This is a genomic window from Gemmiger sp. An50 (assembly GCF_002161595.1).
Classification (GTDB): Bacteria; Bacillota; Clostridia; order Oscillospirales; family Ruminococcaceae; genus Allofournierella.
The window spans coordinates 201,649-215,845 of the sequence record NZ_NFID01000003.1 but is presented as its reverse complement, the minus strand read 5'-3'; the positions used below and the strand labels follow the sequence as shown (position 1 = coordinate 215,845).

The window sequence follows — 14,197 nt, the reverse complement described above, 5'->3', positions numbered from 1 at the left end:
TCGTTTCTCAGCTCTTCCAGGTCTTTACCTGCCCGCGCAGCCAGTCGGCCCAGGCCTCGATGCCTTCGCCGGTTTTGGCGCAGATGGGAATGACCACTGCGTTCGGGTTGCGCATGCGGATGTACTCCTTGCACTTTTCCAGGTCGAAATCGAAATAGGGCATCACATCGGTCTTGTTGATGAGCACCACGTCGCACACCGAGAACATCAGCGGATATTTCAGGGGCTTGTCGTGGCCTTCCGGCACCGACAGGATCATGGCGTTCTTCACCGCGCCGGTGTCAAACTCCGCCGGGCAGACCAGATTGCCCACGTTTTCCAGAATGGCCAGGTCCACATCTTCGGTGCCCAGCGCCTCCAGGCCCTGACGGGTCATGTCCGCGTCCAGATGGCACATACCGCCGGTGTGCAGCTGGATGGCCTTCACGCCGGTGTCGGCCATTGCTTTGGCGTCCACATCCGAGTCGATGTCCGCCTCCATCACACCAATGCGCAGCTGGCCCTCCAGCGCCTTCACGGTCTGCTTCAGGGTGGTGGTTTTGCCCGCGCCCGGCGAGGACATCAGATTCAGAAGGAACACGCCCTTCTCCTTCAGTTCCCCGCGCAGATTGCGGGCCTGTTCGTCGTTGGACGCAAACACGCTCTGCTTGATCTCGATCACTTTTACCTTGCTGGTGGTATCCGCCATGGGTCCCCCTCCTTGTTTTCCGGGCGGGCCTTGTGGCCCAACCAGGGCCAGTTATCGCCGCTTTCCTCCGCCCTTTAGCTGTTAATAGCTTAACATTCCCATTGTTGGCCGTCAATCAAATCCCAATTTTTCAGAGAACAGCCCAAAGTAAGGGCTTCTCCTTGAGCGAATTGCATGGTAAAATAGGCTTGTGGTATGTGGTATAGCCACAACAAAAGCCGAGGTGATTTGCATGCCCTTTGAAAAACTGAATTCTCCCAGTCTGAAACAACTGTTCGTGCGTCAGCTGCAAGGAATGATTCTTTCCGGTGAATTGCCCATGGGCACTCAGCTTCCCCCGGAGCGGGAGCTGGCCCGGCAGATGCAGGTGAGCCGGGCGGTGGTGAACGGTGGTCTGACCGAGCTGGCCCAACAGGGCTTTTTGGAGGTGCGCCCCCGGCAGGGCACCTGCGTGGCGGACTACCGCCGCAAGGGCAACCTTTCCACCCTGATCGCCATCATGGAATACCGGGACGGCGTGCTGGGCAAGGACGAGATCCGCTCGCTGCTGGAGGTGCGCCAGGCGCTGGAACATCTGGCGGTGAACTCCGCCATCCGCTATGCGTCGGACCAGGCGCTGGACAGTCTGGGCGAGCATCTGGCCCGCATGGCCCAGGCGGAGGACATCGCCCAGGCCGCCGAGGCGGCGTTCCAGTTTCAGCACGAGCTGGCACTGGTAGGCGGCAACAGCATCGTGCCGCTGATCTACTATTCCTTCAAGGCCCCGGTCATCACCCTCTGGATGCGCTTTTGCCGGCTGTACGGCATCGAGGCGCTGCTGCGCAACACCGAGCGCCTGTACGACTGCATCCGTGCCCGGGATGAGCAGGCCGCAGCGGAATGGATCGACCGGTATCTGGGCCAGGCCATCCGGGGCAGCCAGCAGATCTACAGCGAGCGGTGAGCTTCTCCTTTGCTCCGCACAGAACAGCATAAGAAAAAGAGTGCGCCGCCCCCAAGCTGAGGGCAGCGCACTCTTTTTATTTGGTATTCTTTTTATAAGTCAAAGCAGAAAGAAACCGGTCCGCTCACTTTGCGGCCCGCATGGCCAAGATCTTGTCCACGATGCAGCCGGCCACCTGAGCCTTGTCCATCTGGGGCTGGGGCTCGGCGCCCTCTTTGGTGATGAAGGTGATCACATTGGTGCCCGCGCCGAAGCCCGCGCCTGCCACCTTCACGTTGTTGCCCACCACCAGGTCCAAATTCTTGGCTTCCAGCTTTTTGCGGGCGTTCTCCTCCAGGTTCTGGGTCTCCATGGCAAAGCCGCACAAAAACTGACCATTGTGCTTTTCTTCGCCCAGGCTGCGCAGAATGTCCTGGGTGCGCTCCAGCGGAATGGCAAAACCGCCCTCCGCCTTCTTGATCTTCTCGGTGGCCACGGTGGCCGGGCGGTAATCCGCCACAGCGGCGGCCTTGATGATGATGTCCTGCCCGGCGGCACGGCTGGTCACGGCCTCATACATCTCCTGGGCGCTCACCACCGGCACCACCTCCACGAAGGGGGGCGGAGTCAGGGCGGTGCGGCCGGTGACCAGGGTGACCTGAGCGCCTCGTAGCATGCAGTTGCGGGCCAGCTGATAGCCCATGGTGCCGGTGGAATGGTTGGTGATGTAGCGCACCGGGTCGATGGCCTCCTGAGTGGGCCCGGCGGTGACCAGCACCTTCAATCCCTTCATATCCTTTTCCAGGGCCAGGTCCCGCAGGATGTACTGGAGCATCACCTCCGGCTCCACCATCTTGCCCATACCGCTGTCGCCGCAGGCCAGATGGCCGGATACCGGCTGGATCAGCTCCATGCCGTAGTGCTCCAGCTTTTTCATGTTATCCTGCACGATGGGGTTTTCATACATCTGGGTGTTCATGGCCGGAGCCACCAGCTTTTTGCACTTGCAGGCCAGCAGGGTGGTGGTGAGCATATCGTCGGCCAGACCGTTGGCCAGCTTGCCGATCACGTTGGCAGTGGCGGGGGCTACCAGGGCGATGTCCGCCTGCTTGGCCACCGACACATGCTCCACGTTGAATTCAAAGTTCCGGTCGAAGGTATCCACCAGACATTTGTGGCCGGTGAGGGTCTCGAAGGTGATGGGGTTGATGAAGTTGGTGGCGTTTTGGGTCATCAGCACCTGAACGTCCGCGTGCTGCTTCACCAGAAGGCTGGCCATGGTGGCCATTTTATATGCTGCAATGCCGCCGGTGACCGCCAGCACCACATGTTTTCCCTTGAGCATGTTGCCGTTTCTCCTTTTTGTCCGGCCACGGGGCCGGTTTTCTCTGCTTCCTATTATAACACAAAAACGCACCGGCGAAAGCCGTTCGCCCAAAGCCGCTGCCGCACAAAAAAATTCCATTCTTTTCTTGGGCAACACCGCACAATTCACACCGTACGGCTCAGGCGGCGTATCACGCCAAAATTTTCTGTGCTATTTTCCAAAAATGCTCGCCAATCCACAAAGGATTGCCTGCGCTTTTTGGTTCATATCACAAAAAATTTTTGGGCGCGCTTCACCACCTGGAATTATGCGGTATCGCCCTTGTTTTGTGCCGGGTTTGGTGCTATACTGAACAGCGTATTGTATCCCGGTTTCGGGAATAATAACAAGGAGGACAATTGAATATGTACAGAAACGGAACTGCGCACAACTCGCGCGGGCTGGTGCAGCTCGCCCTTTTTTCGGCCATTATCATCGCAATGGCCATGGTACCCTTTTTGGGCTACATCCCGCTTGGCTTCATGCGGGCGACCATCATCCACATCCCGGTAATTCTGGGCTCGGTGCTTTTAGGGCCCCGCAAGGGTGCGGTGCTGGGCGGTGTGTTCGGCCTCACCAGCCTGGTAAACAACACAGTGGCCCCCAACGTGACCTCGTTCGTGTTCACCCCCTTCTACAGCCTGGGCGATGTGCACGGCAGCTGGGCCAGCCTGGTGATCGTTCTGGTGCCCCGCATTCTGGTGGGCGTGCTTCCGTATTTTGTATTTAAAGGTCTGAAACGGCTGCTGGGTTCCACCCCCGGCAAGCTCACCGTGAGCCTGGGTGCTGCTGGGTTCGTAGGCTCCATGACCAACACCCTGCTGGTGATGAACCTGATCTTCGTATTCTTCGGCGAAAGCTACGGCGCGGCCAAGGGCATCGCGGCGGATGCGGTGTATCCCTTCATCCTGTCCATCATCGGGCTGCAGGGCGTGCCGGAGGCCATTGTGGCCACCATCATCGTGGCCCTGGTGGGCCGCCCTCTGCTGCGCTTCACCAGCAGCAAGGTTTGAATCACACATACATCGAGCAACGAGGAGTTTTGACATATGATCCTGGCACTGGACATCGGCAACACCAACATCGTGATCGGCTACCTGGAATCCGAGGAGAACATCGTGTTTGTGGAACGGCTCTCCACCGATCTGGGCAAGACCTCGCTGGAATATGCCATCAGCATCAAAAACGTGCTGGAGCTTTATAATGTGGATATGAACACGCTGGAGGGCGTGATCATCTCGTCGGTGGTGCCGCCCATCACCAACCTGATCTGCCAGGCGGTGCGCACAGCCACCGGCCACGAGGCCATGGTGGTGGGCCCCGGCGTGAAGAACGGGCTGCACATCAAGATGGACAACCCCGCCCAACTGGGCAGCGACCGCGTGGTGTGCGCCGTGGCTGGCATCCGGGATTACCCGGTGCCCCTGGTGATTGTGGATCTGGGCACCGCCACCACCGTGGAGGTGCTGGACGCGGAGAAGAGCTACATCGGCGGCATGATTCTGCCGGGCGTGAACGCCTCGCTGGAAGCGCTGGTACGCCACACCTCCCAGCTGCCGAAAATCAGTCTGGATTCTCCCCGCCGCCTGATCGGCAAAAACACCATCGAGTGCATGAAGAGCGGCATCATCCACGGCAACGCCGCCTGCCTGGACGGTCTGATCGACCGCATCCAGGAGGAGCTGGGCGAGCCGGTGACCGTGGTTGCCACCGGCGGTCTGGCCAATGTGATCGTGCCCCACTGCCGCCACAAGATCATCATCGACGACGCGCTGCTTCTGAAGGGCCTGCTGCTCATTTACCAGAAAAACCAGCAGAAGTAATTTTTTTGAACGAAACGGAAAACGCCCGGGGCTTCGGCCTCGGGCGTTTTATCTATATAAACCGCCGCCCGTCGGCTCAATCGGACCGGCAGCGGATTGTTTTTTGTCTGCCCTTTTACTGGGTTGAGAGCAGTGAACCTTACGCTTTGTATTGTACCGGCCAATTTTTAACTGCCGCTGAATAAACCGTGTGACGGCTGTGAAAGATCAGCTCGCTTTATGAAGATGCTGTGATATTGTATTTTTAAGGCATACAAAAAGGCCCGTCCCGGGAAAAATCCCCGGGGCGGGCCTTCTGCATTTTCTTTCGGGCGGCTCAGTCCAGCACCACCGCAGTGCCGGACACATTCACCATCAGCATGCCGTTGTTGCTGCCCAGCACCTCGTAATCCACGCGCACGCCGACCACTGCGTCCGCGCCCAGATGGGCCGCGCGGGTACCCATCTCCTCCAGGGCCTGAATGCGGGCGTTTTTCAGTTCCTCTTCATACCCGGAGCTGCGCCCGCCGAAGATGTTTCGCAGCCCGGCACCGATATCCTGAAAGATATCCACACCGGAGATGACCTCGCCGAATACGATGCCCTTGTATTCCCGAATGGAACGCCCCTCCACCGAGGGGGTAGTGGTAATGATCATCAACAACATCTCCTTTTCCGGCACGGGTCAATGCCCGTTTTTTCTCATTATAGCATCCACCTGTTCAAAAGACAATGGCAGCGAACAAAAAGCACTTTGCATTGCAGGACAGAATGTGCTACAATCGAATGCGGTTTCGCCCGGACCCGGTGTGGACCACATGATAACTTACCATCAAAGAAGGCGTTTTTCATGGAAACTTCCCGACGGGATGCCCGGTTTGATAATTTAAAAGGCATTCTGATTTTTTTGGTGGTGTTCGGCCACCTGCTGGAGCTGGTGGGCGGCCCTGCCGCCGCCTGGCTGTACCGGCTGATCTACTCCTTCCATATGCCCGCGTTCGTGTTCTGCTCCGGCTGGTTTGCCCGGTTCGACGCGGCCCGCTTTTTCCGGCGGCTGCTCTACCCCTATCTGGTGTATCAGACGCTGTATCTTCTGTTCGACCGGCTGGTGCTTCACGGCGACGCTCCGCTGCAGTACACCACCCCCTACTGGCTGCTGTGGTACCTGTTCTCCATGATGCTCTGGACTCTGCTTTTGCCCCTGATCGACGGAGTAAAAAGCCCGAAGGCTGCTCTGCTGGCCTGCCTGGCCGCTGCGCTGGCCTCCGGCTTTGACCCCACCATCGGCTATAACATGAGCCTTTCCCGCACGCTGGTTCTGCTGCCCTTCTTCGCCGCCGGGCATCTGGCCGCGGGCGGCGGGCTGGCAGGCCTGTTGCCACAGCTTCCCCGGCGCGGGGTGATCGCCGCGCTCTCCGGCTGGATTGCCCTTGCAGGCACACTGCTCTGGCTGCGGCGCGGCGTGGTGCGCAGCGTGTGGTTCTATGCCAGCCGCTCCTATGAGGGCGCGCACTATGACCCAGAGCTGCGAGTTCTGCTGCTGGCCACCAGCGCCGCCTGGATCGCCCTGCTTTTGCTCATCGTTCCAAAACAGCCGCTGCCTTTGGTTGCGGCCCTTGGGCAGTACACCCTGCCGGTGTTCCTTGTGCACGGCTTTTTCGTGCGCAGCCTGCGGCTGCTGCGCCCGGACCTGCCGCCGCTGATGGGCATCGGTCTGGCTGTGCTGGCGGCACTGACCCTTTGCGCGATCCTGGGCAACCGGTTTACCGCCTCTCTGCTGCGGCCCACGTTCTGTGCCCCGCAGCTGAACCGCCCTGTCCTGAAGCCGCGCCCAAGCCGAACAAGGCATCCCGCCCGCTGAATTCATCCCCTTCCCCGCATCCTCCGGTCATTCCGGGCCGGACGCGGGGTTTTTTTGCGCCCGAAAGCCGTTGTCTTTCTCCACCAATGTGGTATAATATAACCAGTCATCTCCCGGGCAGTTTGCCCGGGGAGCATTCCGCAAACAAAGGAGTCATAAGCCCATGCGTTCCCTTTCCGCCGACTGCGACGCGCTGCTCACCTGCATCCAAGAGGAAACCGGCATCGCCCTGCTGCGCTGCGAGACCAGCGCCCCCCAGCTGCTTTTGCCCGACGAGCTGGACGGCTTGCCCATCACCCGCCTGGGGGATTATGCCTTCAGCGCCCGGGAGCCCAGGCAGCTGCCCGAAGGGGCGTTTCAGCTTTTGCTGACCAGCGGCGGAGAGAAAGCACCCGCCCACAACGCGGCAGCTCTGCGGCTGGTGCGTCTGCCCCAAAAGGACCTTTCTCTGGGCAACTACGCCTTTTACGGCTGCACCGGGCTGGAGGCGCTGGAAATCGGCGGCAGCCTGCAGAGCGTGGGCACCGATGCTTTTATGAACTGCTTTTCCCTGCGGCGGATGACCCTGGCCGCTCCGGCGGAGGAATGCCGCTGCCTGCGCAGCCTGCTGCAGGAATATTCCGGTGAGCTGGAGCTGCGCTTTGTCCCCGCCGCCGGGCCGGAGTGCCGCCTCTTCTTCCCCGCTTACGACGAGGATTACGAAGAGATGGCGGCGCCCCATATCTTCCATTACAACATCCGGGGCGTGGGTTATCTGTGCCGCCAGAGCTTTGACGGCCACCGGTTCCGCTACGACCAGTACGACGCCTCGCTGGACCTTTTGCTGCGCACCCACGAGTTTTCGTTGGCAGTGCGTATGGCGCTGGACCGGCTGCGCTTTCCGGTGCAGCTGAGCGCGGCCGCCCGCGCCGCGTATCTGACTTGTCTTTCCCAGCACACGGCCCAGCTGCTGGAGCTGGTTCTGTCCGAGACGGACACCGTGCCCCTGGCCTTTGTGCTGGGGCTGGACCTGCTGGACCGGCAGGCACTGGCCGAGGGCTGCGAGCTGGCCCGCGCCGCCCGCCACACCGAGGCGCTGGGTCTTTTGCTGGAATACCAGAACCGGCGCTTCGGCGCGCCCCGGGCCCGATCTTTTGACCTGTGAGGCACCCTATGATGCAACAAGAACAACGACACGACCCCTGGCCGGAGCTTGGCCAGAAGATTTTAACTGCGGCCCGCAGCGAACTGTATCTGAACCTGCCCTTTCTGGATGCGGCGCTGTGCAGCCTGCCGCTGAGCACCCGCGAATCCACTCCGAGCCTCGCCACCGACGGCACAGCTCTCTACTACAACGGAGCTTATTTAGCCCAGCGGTATGAGCGGGCCCGCAGCCTGGTCTGCCGTACCTACCTGCACAGTCTTCTGCACTGCATGCTGCGCCACCCGCCCAAAAAGGCCGGTCGGGACGGTGACCTTTGGGACCTTGCCTGCGACATCGCGGTGGAGTCCATCCTGGATGCCCTGCCCCAGCGTTGCCTGGTCCCCGCCACACCCCGACCCCGCCGGGCCCACTGGTACGGTCTTTTGCAGGCGGAAATGAAGGTGATCACGGCCGAGGCCGTCTACCGGTACTTCCGCCGCCATCCGCTGGACGAAATGGACAAAGCCACTCTGGCCCGGGAGTTTCTGGAGGACGACCACCGGCTGTGGGAGCGGGCACAGAATGACGAGCAGGAGCAGAACGCTTCCAGCCAGTGGCAGAACATCGCCGAGCGAATCCAGACCCAGCTGGAGACCATGTACACCGAAGCGGGCGCGGGCGACGACGCGGTGCTGGAACGGCTGCGAGTGGAGAACCGCCCCACCGCCAACTACAAGGCCTTCCTGCACCGGTTCGCAGTGCTGGGCGAGGAGATGAACGTAGACGTGGATTCCTTCGACTACGGCTACTACACCTACGGCCTGCGCCGCTACGGCAACATGCCGCTGATCGAGCCGCTGGAGACACGGGAGGCCCGACGCATTGAGGATTTGGTCATCGCCATCGACACCTCCATGTCCACCTCCGGCGCGCTGGTGCGCAGCTTTCTTTCCTACACCTATGCCATTTTAAAGAACACCGAGAGCTTTTTCCGCCGCTTTCAGCTGCGCATCCTGCAATGCGACGACCAGCTGCGGGCGGATAAAACCATCACCAGCGCCGAGGAGCTGGCGGATTACATGGAGCATTTTGAGCTGATCGGCCAGAGCGCCACGGATTTCCGCCCTGTGTTTGAGCATGTGAACAAGCTTCGGGAGGAGGGCGCCTTCCGCCACCTGAAAGGAATTTTATATTTCACCGACGGCCTGGGCGTCTACCCCGCCAAGCGCCCGCCCTACGACGCAGTGTTCGTGATGCTGGCGGGCCAGGGAAACCCGGAACGGGTGCCGCCCTGGGGCATCCGCCTGCTGATCGACGAGGACGAACTGACGGAATCCACACCCCAGCCCACACAAGGAGCATAACGCCATGAACATCAAACGAGCCAAACAAGAGATCATCAACACGGTGCGCGCCTACCTGGCCAAGGACGAATTCGGCGCCTACCGCATTCCGGCCGTGCGCCAGCGGCCCATTCTGCTGATGGGCCCTCCGGGCATCGGCAAGACCCAGATCATGGAGCAGATCGCGAATGAACTGGACATCGACCTGGTGGCTTACACCATCACCCATCACACCCGCCAGAGTGCCCTGGGTCTGCCCTTCATCGAGCACCGCACCTTCAGCGGCAAGGAATACGCCGTGACCGAATACACCATGAGCGAGATTCTGGCGGCGGTCTGGCAGGCCATGGAGCGCAGCGGCCGCAAGGAGGGTATCCTCTTTTTGGACGAGGTGAACTGCATCTCAGAGACGCTGGCCCCCATGATGCTGCAATTTTTGCAATGCAAAACCTTCGGCAACCAGCGGCTGCCGGAGGGCTGGATCATCGCTGCCGCAGGCAACCCGCCGGAGTACAACAAATCCGTGCGGGAGTTCGACGTAGTGACCCTGGACCGTGTCAAGCGCATCGATGTGAAGGAGGACTACGCCGCCTGGAAGGAATACGCCCTGCGCCGGGGCATCCATGGGGCCATCCTCCCCTATCTGGACATCCGAAAGGACCACTTTTATAAGGTGGAAGCCGGACCGGAGGGCATGCAGTTCGTCACCGCCCGCGGCTGGGAGGACCTTTCCGAGATCCTGCACACCTACGAGGCCCTGGAACTTACCGCCGACCGGGAGGTGGTGGGCCAGTATTTGCAGATGCCCACCATCGCCAAGGACTTCGCCAACTATCTGGAACTGTATGCCAAGTACCGCCGGGTCTACCGGGTGGAAGAGATCCTGAACGGCAGCTGGGAGCCCCTGCGGGCCCGGGAGCTGGCCGCCGCCCCCTTTGACGAAAAGCTCAGCGTGCTGGGGCTGGTGCTCTCCCGCCTGAACGAGAGCGCCCGCGCCGCCTGGCAGTTGGACCAGCTGGCGGGCCTTCTGCACGAAAGCCTGCTGCGGGTGAAGGCCGCGCTGGGCCAGACCCCCGCCGCCCAGATCCTGACCGCCGAGCTGGCAGGGCTGGACCGTCAGATCGTCGCCAAAAAAGAAGCGGGCAGCGCCGACCGTCAGGGCATGCAGCTGCTGAACCAGGCCGCCCGCACCCTGGAAGGCTACCTGCACACGCTGGAGCTGGAGGCCCCCGCCGAGCCCTTCGACCGGCTCAAGGAGCTGTTCGCCGAAACGCTGGACCAGCGGGCCGCTGCCGCCGATGAGACCGGCAGCTATCTCTCCAACGCCTTCGCCTTCCTGGATGAGAGCCTGCCCGGCAGCCAGGAGCTGGTGATCTTCGCCACCGAGCTGACCGCGGGCTTCTATACCTCCTGGTACATTGAGACCTTCGGCTGCGAGGCCTACTTCGCCCACAACAAAGACCTGCTCTTTGCGGACACCGAAAACGCCCTGCTGGGCGAGATCGCCGCTGCTCGGGCCGCCCAGAACGGCACGCCCGGCGAAGCGCTGAAGCTGTAAGATCACATAAAAAAGCCGCTGTCCTTTCTCTTTTTGAGAGAAGGACAGCGGCTACTTTTTTATCACAGGAACCGCCTTATGCCGCCTGCTGCTCCAGCTGACGGATATGGTTCAGCTCCCGGCTGATCAGAACGATGGTGGTCACAAAAGCCACGCTGTCCGCAATGGGCCCGGCAAATAGGATGCCGTCGATGCCGAAGAAGAGCGGCAGGATCAGCAGCAGCGGCACCAGGAAGAACACCTGCCGGGTGAGCGACAGGATCACGCCCTTGATGGGCTTGCCGATGGCCGCAAAGAAATTGGAGGAGATCAGCTGCACACCGTTCACCAGCACCATGAACAGGAAGATGCGCATGAAGCGTACCGCAAACTCGAAGTACAGCGCATCGCCGGTGCCGAACACCGAAATGATCTGCCGGGGAAAGAACTGGAACATCACAAATCCGATGGCTGATACCACCAGGTTGCAGCTGATGGCCAGTTTATAGGTTCCACGTACCCGGTCATACTGCTTCGCGCCGTAGTTGAAGCCCACGATGGGCTGAGAGCCCTGGGAGATACCCACCAGCACCGCGATCAGAATAGCATTAGTCTTGATCACGATCCCGCAGGCTGCCAGCGGGATGGAGCTGCCGTATTCCGACTGCGCACCGTAGAAGGTGAGCGAGTTGTTCAGTACGATCTGCACAAAGGTGATGGCCAGCTGATTCAGGCTGTTGCTCATACCCAGGCTGGCGATTCGCCCCCACTCCCGCAGCCGGTAACCAAAGTGATGGGGCTGCAGATGGATATGACGGAAACACCGGGCATAGTTGATCGCCATGAGGAAAGAGAGCAGCTGGCCGATCACAGTGGCCCAGGCCGCACCCGCAACGCCCATCCGAAATACAAAGATGAAGATAGGGTCCAGGATGGTATTGGTGATGGCACCCACCAGCATACAGGTCATGGAATATTTGGGGCTGCCGTCCGCCCGGGCCAGGTTGCTCATGGCGTTGGTCACGATCAGCAGCGGCATGCCGAGAGCGGTGATGCGGGTATAGCTTTCCGCGTAGGGCATTACCTCCGCGGTAGCGCCAAAGGCCCGCAGCAACGGCTGCAAAAACAGCTGGATGACCACCAGATACACGATGCCCAGGGTGAACATCATGGTGATGGCGGTACCCACCGCCTTTTCCGCGTTTTCCTTATGCCCTGCTCCCAGCTCCAGCGAGAAACGGGAGGCGCTGCCGATGCCGATGAGCAGCGCAATGGACAGGCAGATGGTGGTGAGCGGGTAGGCCACGTTGGTGGCCGCATTGCCCAGATAGCCCACGCCCTGGCCGATGAAAATCTGGTCCACAATATTATACAGCGAGCTCACCAGCATGGCGATCACACTGGGGACTGCGTACCCACGCAACAGCTTGGGCAACGGTTCATAGCCCAAAGGGTTTGTTCCCTGTACGTTTTCCTGCGCCATTGCTCATTCCTCCCTTTCCCGGTTCATCGCTTCCAGCTCCAGGCGGTTTTGCTCCACCGCAGCCTCGCCCACCCGCTCCAGCAAGCTCATAAACTGAACACGCTCTTCCTCGGTAAGTCCGCTGGTGATGCGCTGGTTCCAGTCCTCACAGATCTCCCGGATGGGCTGGTAGGCCGCCCGGGCTTTTTCGGTGGGATACAAACAGCAGGTACGCTTGTCCTTCTCGTTGGGACGCCGTTCCAGATAACCCATCTTCTCCAGCGCGGCCACCGAACGGGTGATGTTGCTGGGGTTGATGTAAAAAAAGCTGTTGAACTTGTCCTGAGTGATGCCCGGCACCTCGCAGATGCGCAGCACATACATGTGCTGGCTGCTGTTCAGCCCGAAGGGGGCGAGCATCCGGTCCAGATGGATCTTATTGTACCGGTCAGTGACCGAGATCCATTTGATAAACTGCATGGCGTTTTCCGCTCCTTTTGTCTGATTTTCTCAAATAAGATTATACGGCGAATTGCTTGCGCGCGCAACCTTTTTGTTTGCGTGCGCAAGTTTTTTGCTGCTTTGCCGGTTTTTTCCCCACAAAAGCCGCAGAGTTTCGCCATTTTAAAGCAATTGTCATCGGGAAAACCCGCCGCCGCGCTGGATTCTGACGCGTCGATATGATACAATAAAGCCCAGTATCCCCGGCCCTTCGGCCGGAAAGTGAGGTCAATCATGCGTCAAAACAACTCCCCCCGCCACAAAAACGGGGGCTTCAGTTCTTCCATTGGTTTCGTGATCGCCTGCGTGGGCTCTGCGGTGGGCCTGGGCAACATCTGGATGTTCCCCTATCGGGTGGGCCAGTACGGCGGCGCCGCCTTCCTGATTCCCTATCTGCTGTTCACCTTCCTGTTCGGCTGGGTAGGCCTTTCCGCTGAGTTCGGCGTGGGCCGTCTGGCCCGTACCGGTACCATCGGCGCTTATGAATACTGCTTCGGCTCCCGGGGCAAAAAGACGGTCGGCTCTGTCCTCAGCTGGATTCCCCTGCTGGGTTCGCTGGGCATCGCCATCGGCTATGCGGTCATTCTGGGCTGGGTGCTGCGCAGCCTGGCAGGTTCGGTCACTGGCACGCTGCTCAGCTCCGATCCGGAGACGTTCTTCCACCAGGCCACCGGCAGCTTCGGCAGCGTAGGCTGGCATGCGGCCATCGTGATCCTGGTCTCGGCGGTGATGCTGCTGGGCGTGGCCCGTGGCATCGAAAAGGTGAGCAAGGTGCTCATGCCCCTGTTCTTCGTGCTCTTTCTGGCGCTGGCTGCCTGGGTGGCGTTTCTGCCCGGCGCGGCTGAGGGCTATCGCTTCCTGTTTGTGCCCAAGTGGGAAGCCCTTCTGAACGTGGACACTTGGGTCATGGCCATGGGCCAGGCCTTCTTCTCGCTGTCCATTACCGGGTCCGGCATGATCGTATACGGCGCGTACCTGGGCAAGGAGGCCGACATTCCTCAGGCTTCTCTGCGCACTGCTTTCTTCGACACCATGGCCGCTCTGCTTAGCGGCCTTGCCATCATGCCCGCCGTGTTCGCCTTCGGGGTGGACGTGACCCGCGGTCCCTCCCTCATGTTCATCGCCCTGCCCACTGTATTCCAGCGCATGCCGCTGGGTCGGGTGTTCGCGGTGTTCTTCTTCGTGTCGGTGGCCTTTGCGGGCATCACCTCGCTGATCAACATGTTTGAGGCCGTGATCGAAAGCTGGCAGAACCGCTTCAAGCTGGACCGCCGCATCGCAGTGGCCCTGTGCGGCGGCCTCACCTTCGGGGTGGGCGTTTTCCTGGAGGCCGAGCCTGTGGTAGGCAGCTGGCTGGACTTCGTGACCATCGTGATCGTGCCCATCGGCGCGGTGCTGGGCGCTATTTCCATCTATTACGTGCTGGGCTGGCCCCGCATCCGCCAGGAGCTGGAGACCGGCCGCGGCAAGCCGCTGCCGGAGCTCTTCGGCCGGGTGGCAAAATACGTATATGTTCCGCTCACCGTGCTGGTGCTGCTGCTGGGCTTTGCATACGGCGGCATCGGTTGATGTAAACCAAACGAAAGAGGATC

The 14,197-nt window shown here is 60.5% G+C and carries 14 protein-coding genes; 9 read left to right on the top strand and 5 right to left on the bottom strand.

Annotation, left to right across the window (positions count from 1 at the left end):
* Positions 1-7: 7 nt before the first annotated feature.
* Positions 8-688 carry a hydrogenase nickel incorporation protein HypB gene (gene hypB, locus B5G03_RS04710; protein ID WP_087180604.1) on the bottom strand — a complete coding sequence of 227 codons (681 nt, stop codon included), beginning with the start codon at positions 686-688 and terminating at the stop codon, positions 8-10.
* A gap of 232 nt (positions 689-920) precedes the next feature.
* On the opposite strand from hypB, the gene B5G03_RS04705 reads away from it, so the two are divergent.
* Entirely contained in the window at positions 921-1,631 is a 711-nt protein-coding gene (locus B5G03_RS04705) for a FadR/GntR family transcriptional regulator (RefSeq protein WP_087180603.1), read from the top strand.
* 124 nt (positions 1,632-1,755) lie between these two features.
* Here the strand turns inward: B5G03_RS04705 and coaBC are convergent, their stop codons facing one another.
* Entirely contained in the window at positions 1,756-2,955 is a 1,200-nt protein-coding gene (coaBC, locus tag B5G03_RS04700) for a bifunctional phosphopantothenoylcysteine decarboxylase/phosphopantothenate--cysteine ligase CoaBC (protein WP_087180602.1), read from the bottom strand.
* Between the two features lie 386 nt (positions 2,956-3,341).
* Between coaBC and B5G03_RS04695 the strand changes: the two genes are divergently transcribed.
* Positions 3,342-3,989, top strand: a complete 648-nt coding sequence (locus tag B5G03_RS04695; protein WP_087180601.1) for an ECF transporter S component — start codon at positions 3,342-3,344, stop codon at positions 3,987-3,989.
* Positions 3,990-4,025: 36 nt separating this feature from the next.
* On the top strand, positions 4,026-4,799 hold the full coding sequence (locus tag B5G03_RS04690) for a type III pantothenate kinase (RefSeq protein WP_087180600.1): 774 nt from the start codon (positions 4,026-4,028) through the stop codon (positions 4,797-4,799).
* A gap of 316 nt (positions 4,800-5,115) precedes the next feature.
* Here the strand turns inward: B5G03_RS04690 and B5G03_RS04685 are convergent, their stop codons facing one another.
* On the bottom strand, positions 5,116-5,436 hold the full coding sequence (locus tag B5G03_RS04685) for a heavy metal-binding domain-containing protein (protein WP_087180599.1): 321 nt from the start codon (positions 5,434-5,436) through the stop codon (positions 5,116-5,118).
* Between B5G03_RS04685 and B5G03_RS17335 the strand changes: the two genes are divergently transcribed.
* The 5 genes from B5G03_RS17335 to B5G03_RS04665 all read left to right on the top strand — a co-directional run bounded on the left by B5G03_RS17335 (position 5,429) and on the right by B5G03_RS04665 (position 10,663).
* Entirely contained in the window at positions 5,429-5,668 is a 240-nt protein-coding gene (locus tag B5G03_RS17335) for a hypothetical protein (protein WP_158097574.1), read from the top strand. The genes B5G03_RS04685 and B5G03_RS17335 overlap by 8 nt on opposite strands.
* The gene (locus B5G03_RS04680; RefSeq protein ID WP_162613330.1) at positions 5,629-6,639 is read left to right on the top strand and encodes an acyltransferase family protein; all 1,011 of its coding nucleotides are present in this window, start codon (positions 5,629-5,631) and stop codon (positions 6,637-6,639) included. Before B5G03_RS17335 ends, B5G03_RS04680 begins: the two co-directional genes overlap by 40 nt.
* A 163-nt stretch (positions 6,640-6,802) precedes the next feature.
* Positions 6,803-7,783 (top strand): leucine-rich repeat protein, encoded by a 981-nt coding sequence (locus B5G03_RS04675; protein WP_087180597.1) that lies wholly within the window; start codon positions 6,803-6,805, stop codon positions 7,781-7,783.
* A gap of 8 nt (positions 7,784-7,791) precedes the next feature.
* On the top strand, positions 7,792-9,126 hold the full coding sequence (locus tag B5G03_RS04670) for a vWA domain-containing protein (protein ID WP_242962288.1): 1,335 nt from the start codon (positions 7,792-7,794) through the stop codon (positions 9,124-9,126).
* Positions 9,127-9,130: 4 nt separating this feature from the next.
* Positions 9,131-10,663 (top strand): ATP-binding protein, encoded by a 1,533-nt coding sequence (locus B5G03_RS04665; protein ID WP_087180595.1) that lies wholly within the window; start codon positions 9,131-9,133, stop codon positions 10,661-10,663.
* Between the two features lie 76 nt (positions 10,664-10,739).
* Here B5G03_RS04665 and B5G03_RS04660 read toward each other — a convergent pair whose 3' ends face one another.
* On the bottom strand, positions 10,740-12,125 hold the full coding sequence (locus tag B5G03_RS04660; protein ID WP_087180594.1) for an MATE family efflux transporter: 1,386 nt from the start codon (positions 12,123-12,125) through the stop codon (positions 10,740-10,742).
* Between the two features lie 3 nt (positions 12,126-12,128).
* The gene (locus B5G03_RS04655) at positions 12,129-12,584 is read right to left on the bottom strand and encodes a MarR family winged helix-turn-helix transcriptional regulator (protein WP_087180593.1); all 456 of its coding nucleotides are present in this window, start codon (positions 12,582-12,584) and stop codon (positions 12,129-12,131) included.
* A 255-nt stretch (positions 12,585-12,839) separates the two neighbouring features.
* Between B5G03_RS04655 and B5G03_RS04650 the strand changes: the two genes are divergently transcribed.
* Positions 12,840-14,174 carry a sodium-dependent transporter gene (locus B5G03_RS04650; protein WP_087180592.1) on the top strand — a complete coding sequence of 445 codons (1,335 nt, stop codon included), beginning with the start codon at positions 12,840-12,842 and terminating at the stop codon, positions 14,172-14,174.
* Positions 14,175-14,197: the final 23 nt, after the last annotated feature.

Coding starts and splice junctions, on each gene's coding strand:
- hypB (WP_087180604.1), bottom strand. CDS start 688: ATGGCGGATACCACCAGCAAGGTAAAAGTGATCGAGATCAAGCAGAGC.
- B5G03_RS04705 (WP_087180603.1), top strand. CDS start 921: ATGCCCTTTGAAAAACTGAATTCTCCCAGTCTGAAACAACTGTTCGTG.
- coaBC (WP_087180602.1), bottom strand. CDS start 2,955: ATGCTCAAGGGAAAACATGTGGTGCTGGCGGTCACCGGCGGCATTGCA.
- B5G03_RS04695 (WP_087180601.1), top strand. CDS start 3,342: ATGTACAGAAACGGAACTGCGCACAACTCGCGCGGGCTGGTGCAGCTC.
- B5G03_RS04690 (WP_087180600.1), top strand. CDS start 4,026: ATGATCCTGGCACTGGACATCGGCAACACCAACATCGTGATCGGCTAC.
- B5G03_RS17335 (WP_158097574.1), top strand. CDS start 5,429: ATGATCATCAACAACATCTCCTTTTCCGGCACGGGTCAATGCCCGTTT.
- B5G03_RS04685 (WP_087180599.1), bottom strand. CDS start 5,436: ATGATCATTACCACTACCCCCTCGGTGGAGGGGCGTTCCATTCGGGAA.
- B5G03_RS04680 (WP_162613330.1), top strand. CDS start 5,629: ATGGAAACTTCCCGACGGGATGCCCGGTTTGATAATTTAAAAGGCATT.
- B5G03_RS04675 (WP_087180597.1), top strand. CDS start 6,803: ATGCGTTCCCTTTCCGCCGACTGCGACGCGCTGCTCACCTGCATCCAA.
- B5G03_RS04670 (WP_242962288.1), top strand. CDS start 7,792: ATGATGCAACAAGAACAACGACACGACCCCTGGCCGGAGCTTGGCCAG.
- B5G03_RS04665 (WP_087180595.1), top strand. CDS start 9,131: ATGAACATCAAACGAGCCAAACAAGAGATCATCAACACGGTGCGCGCC.
- B5G03_RS04660 (WP_087180594.1), bottom strand. CDS start 12,125: ATGGCGCAGGAAAACGTACAGGGAACAAACCCTTTGGGCTATGAACCG.
- B5G03_RS04655 (WP_087180593.1), bottom strand. CDS start 12,584: ATGCAGTTTATCAAATGGATCTCGGTCACTGACCGGTACAATAAGATC.
- B5G03_RS04650 (WP_087180592.1), top strand. CDS start 12,840: ATGCGTCAAAACAACTCCCCCCGCCACAAAAACGGGGGCTTCAGTTCT.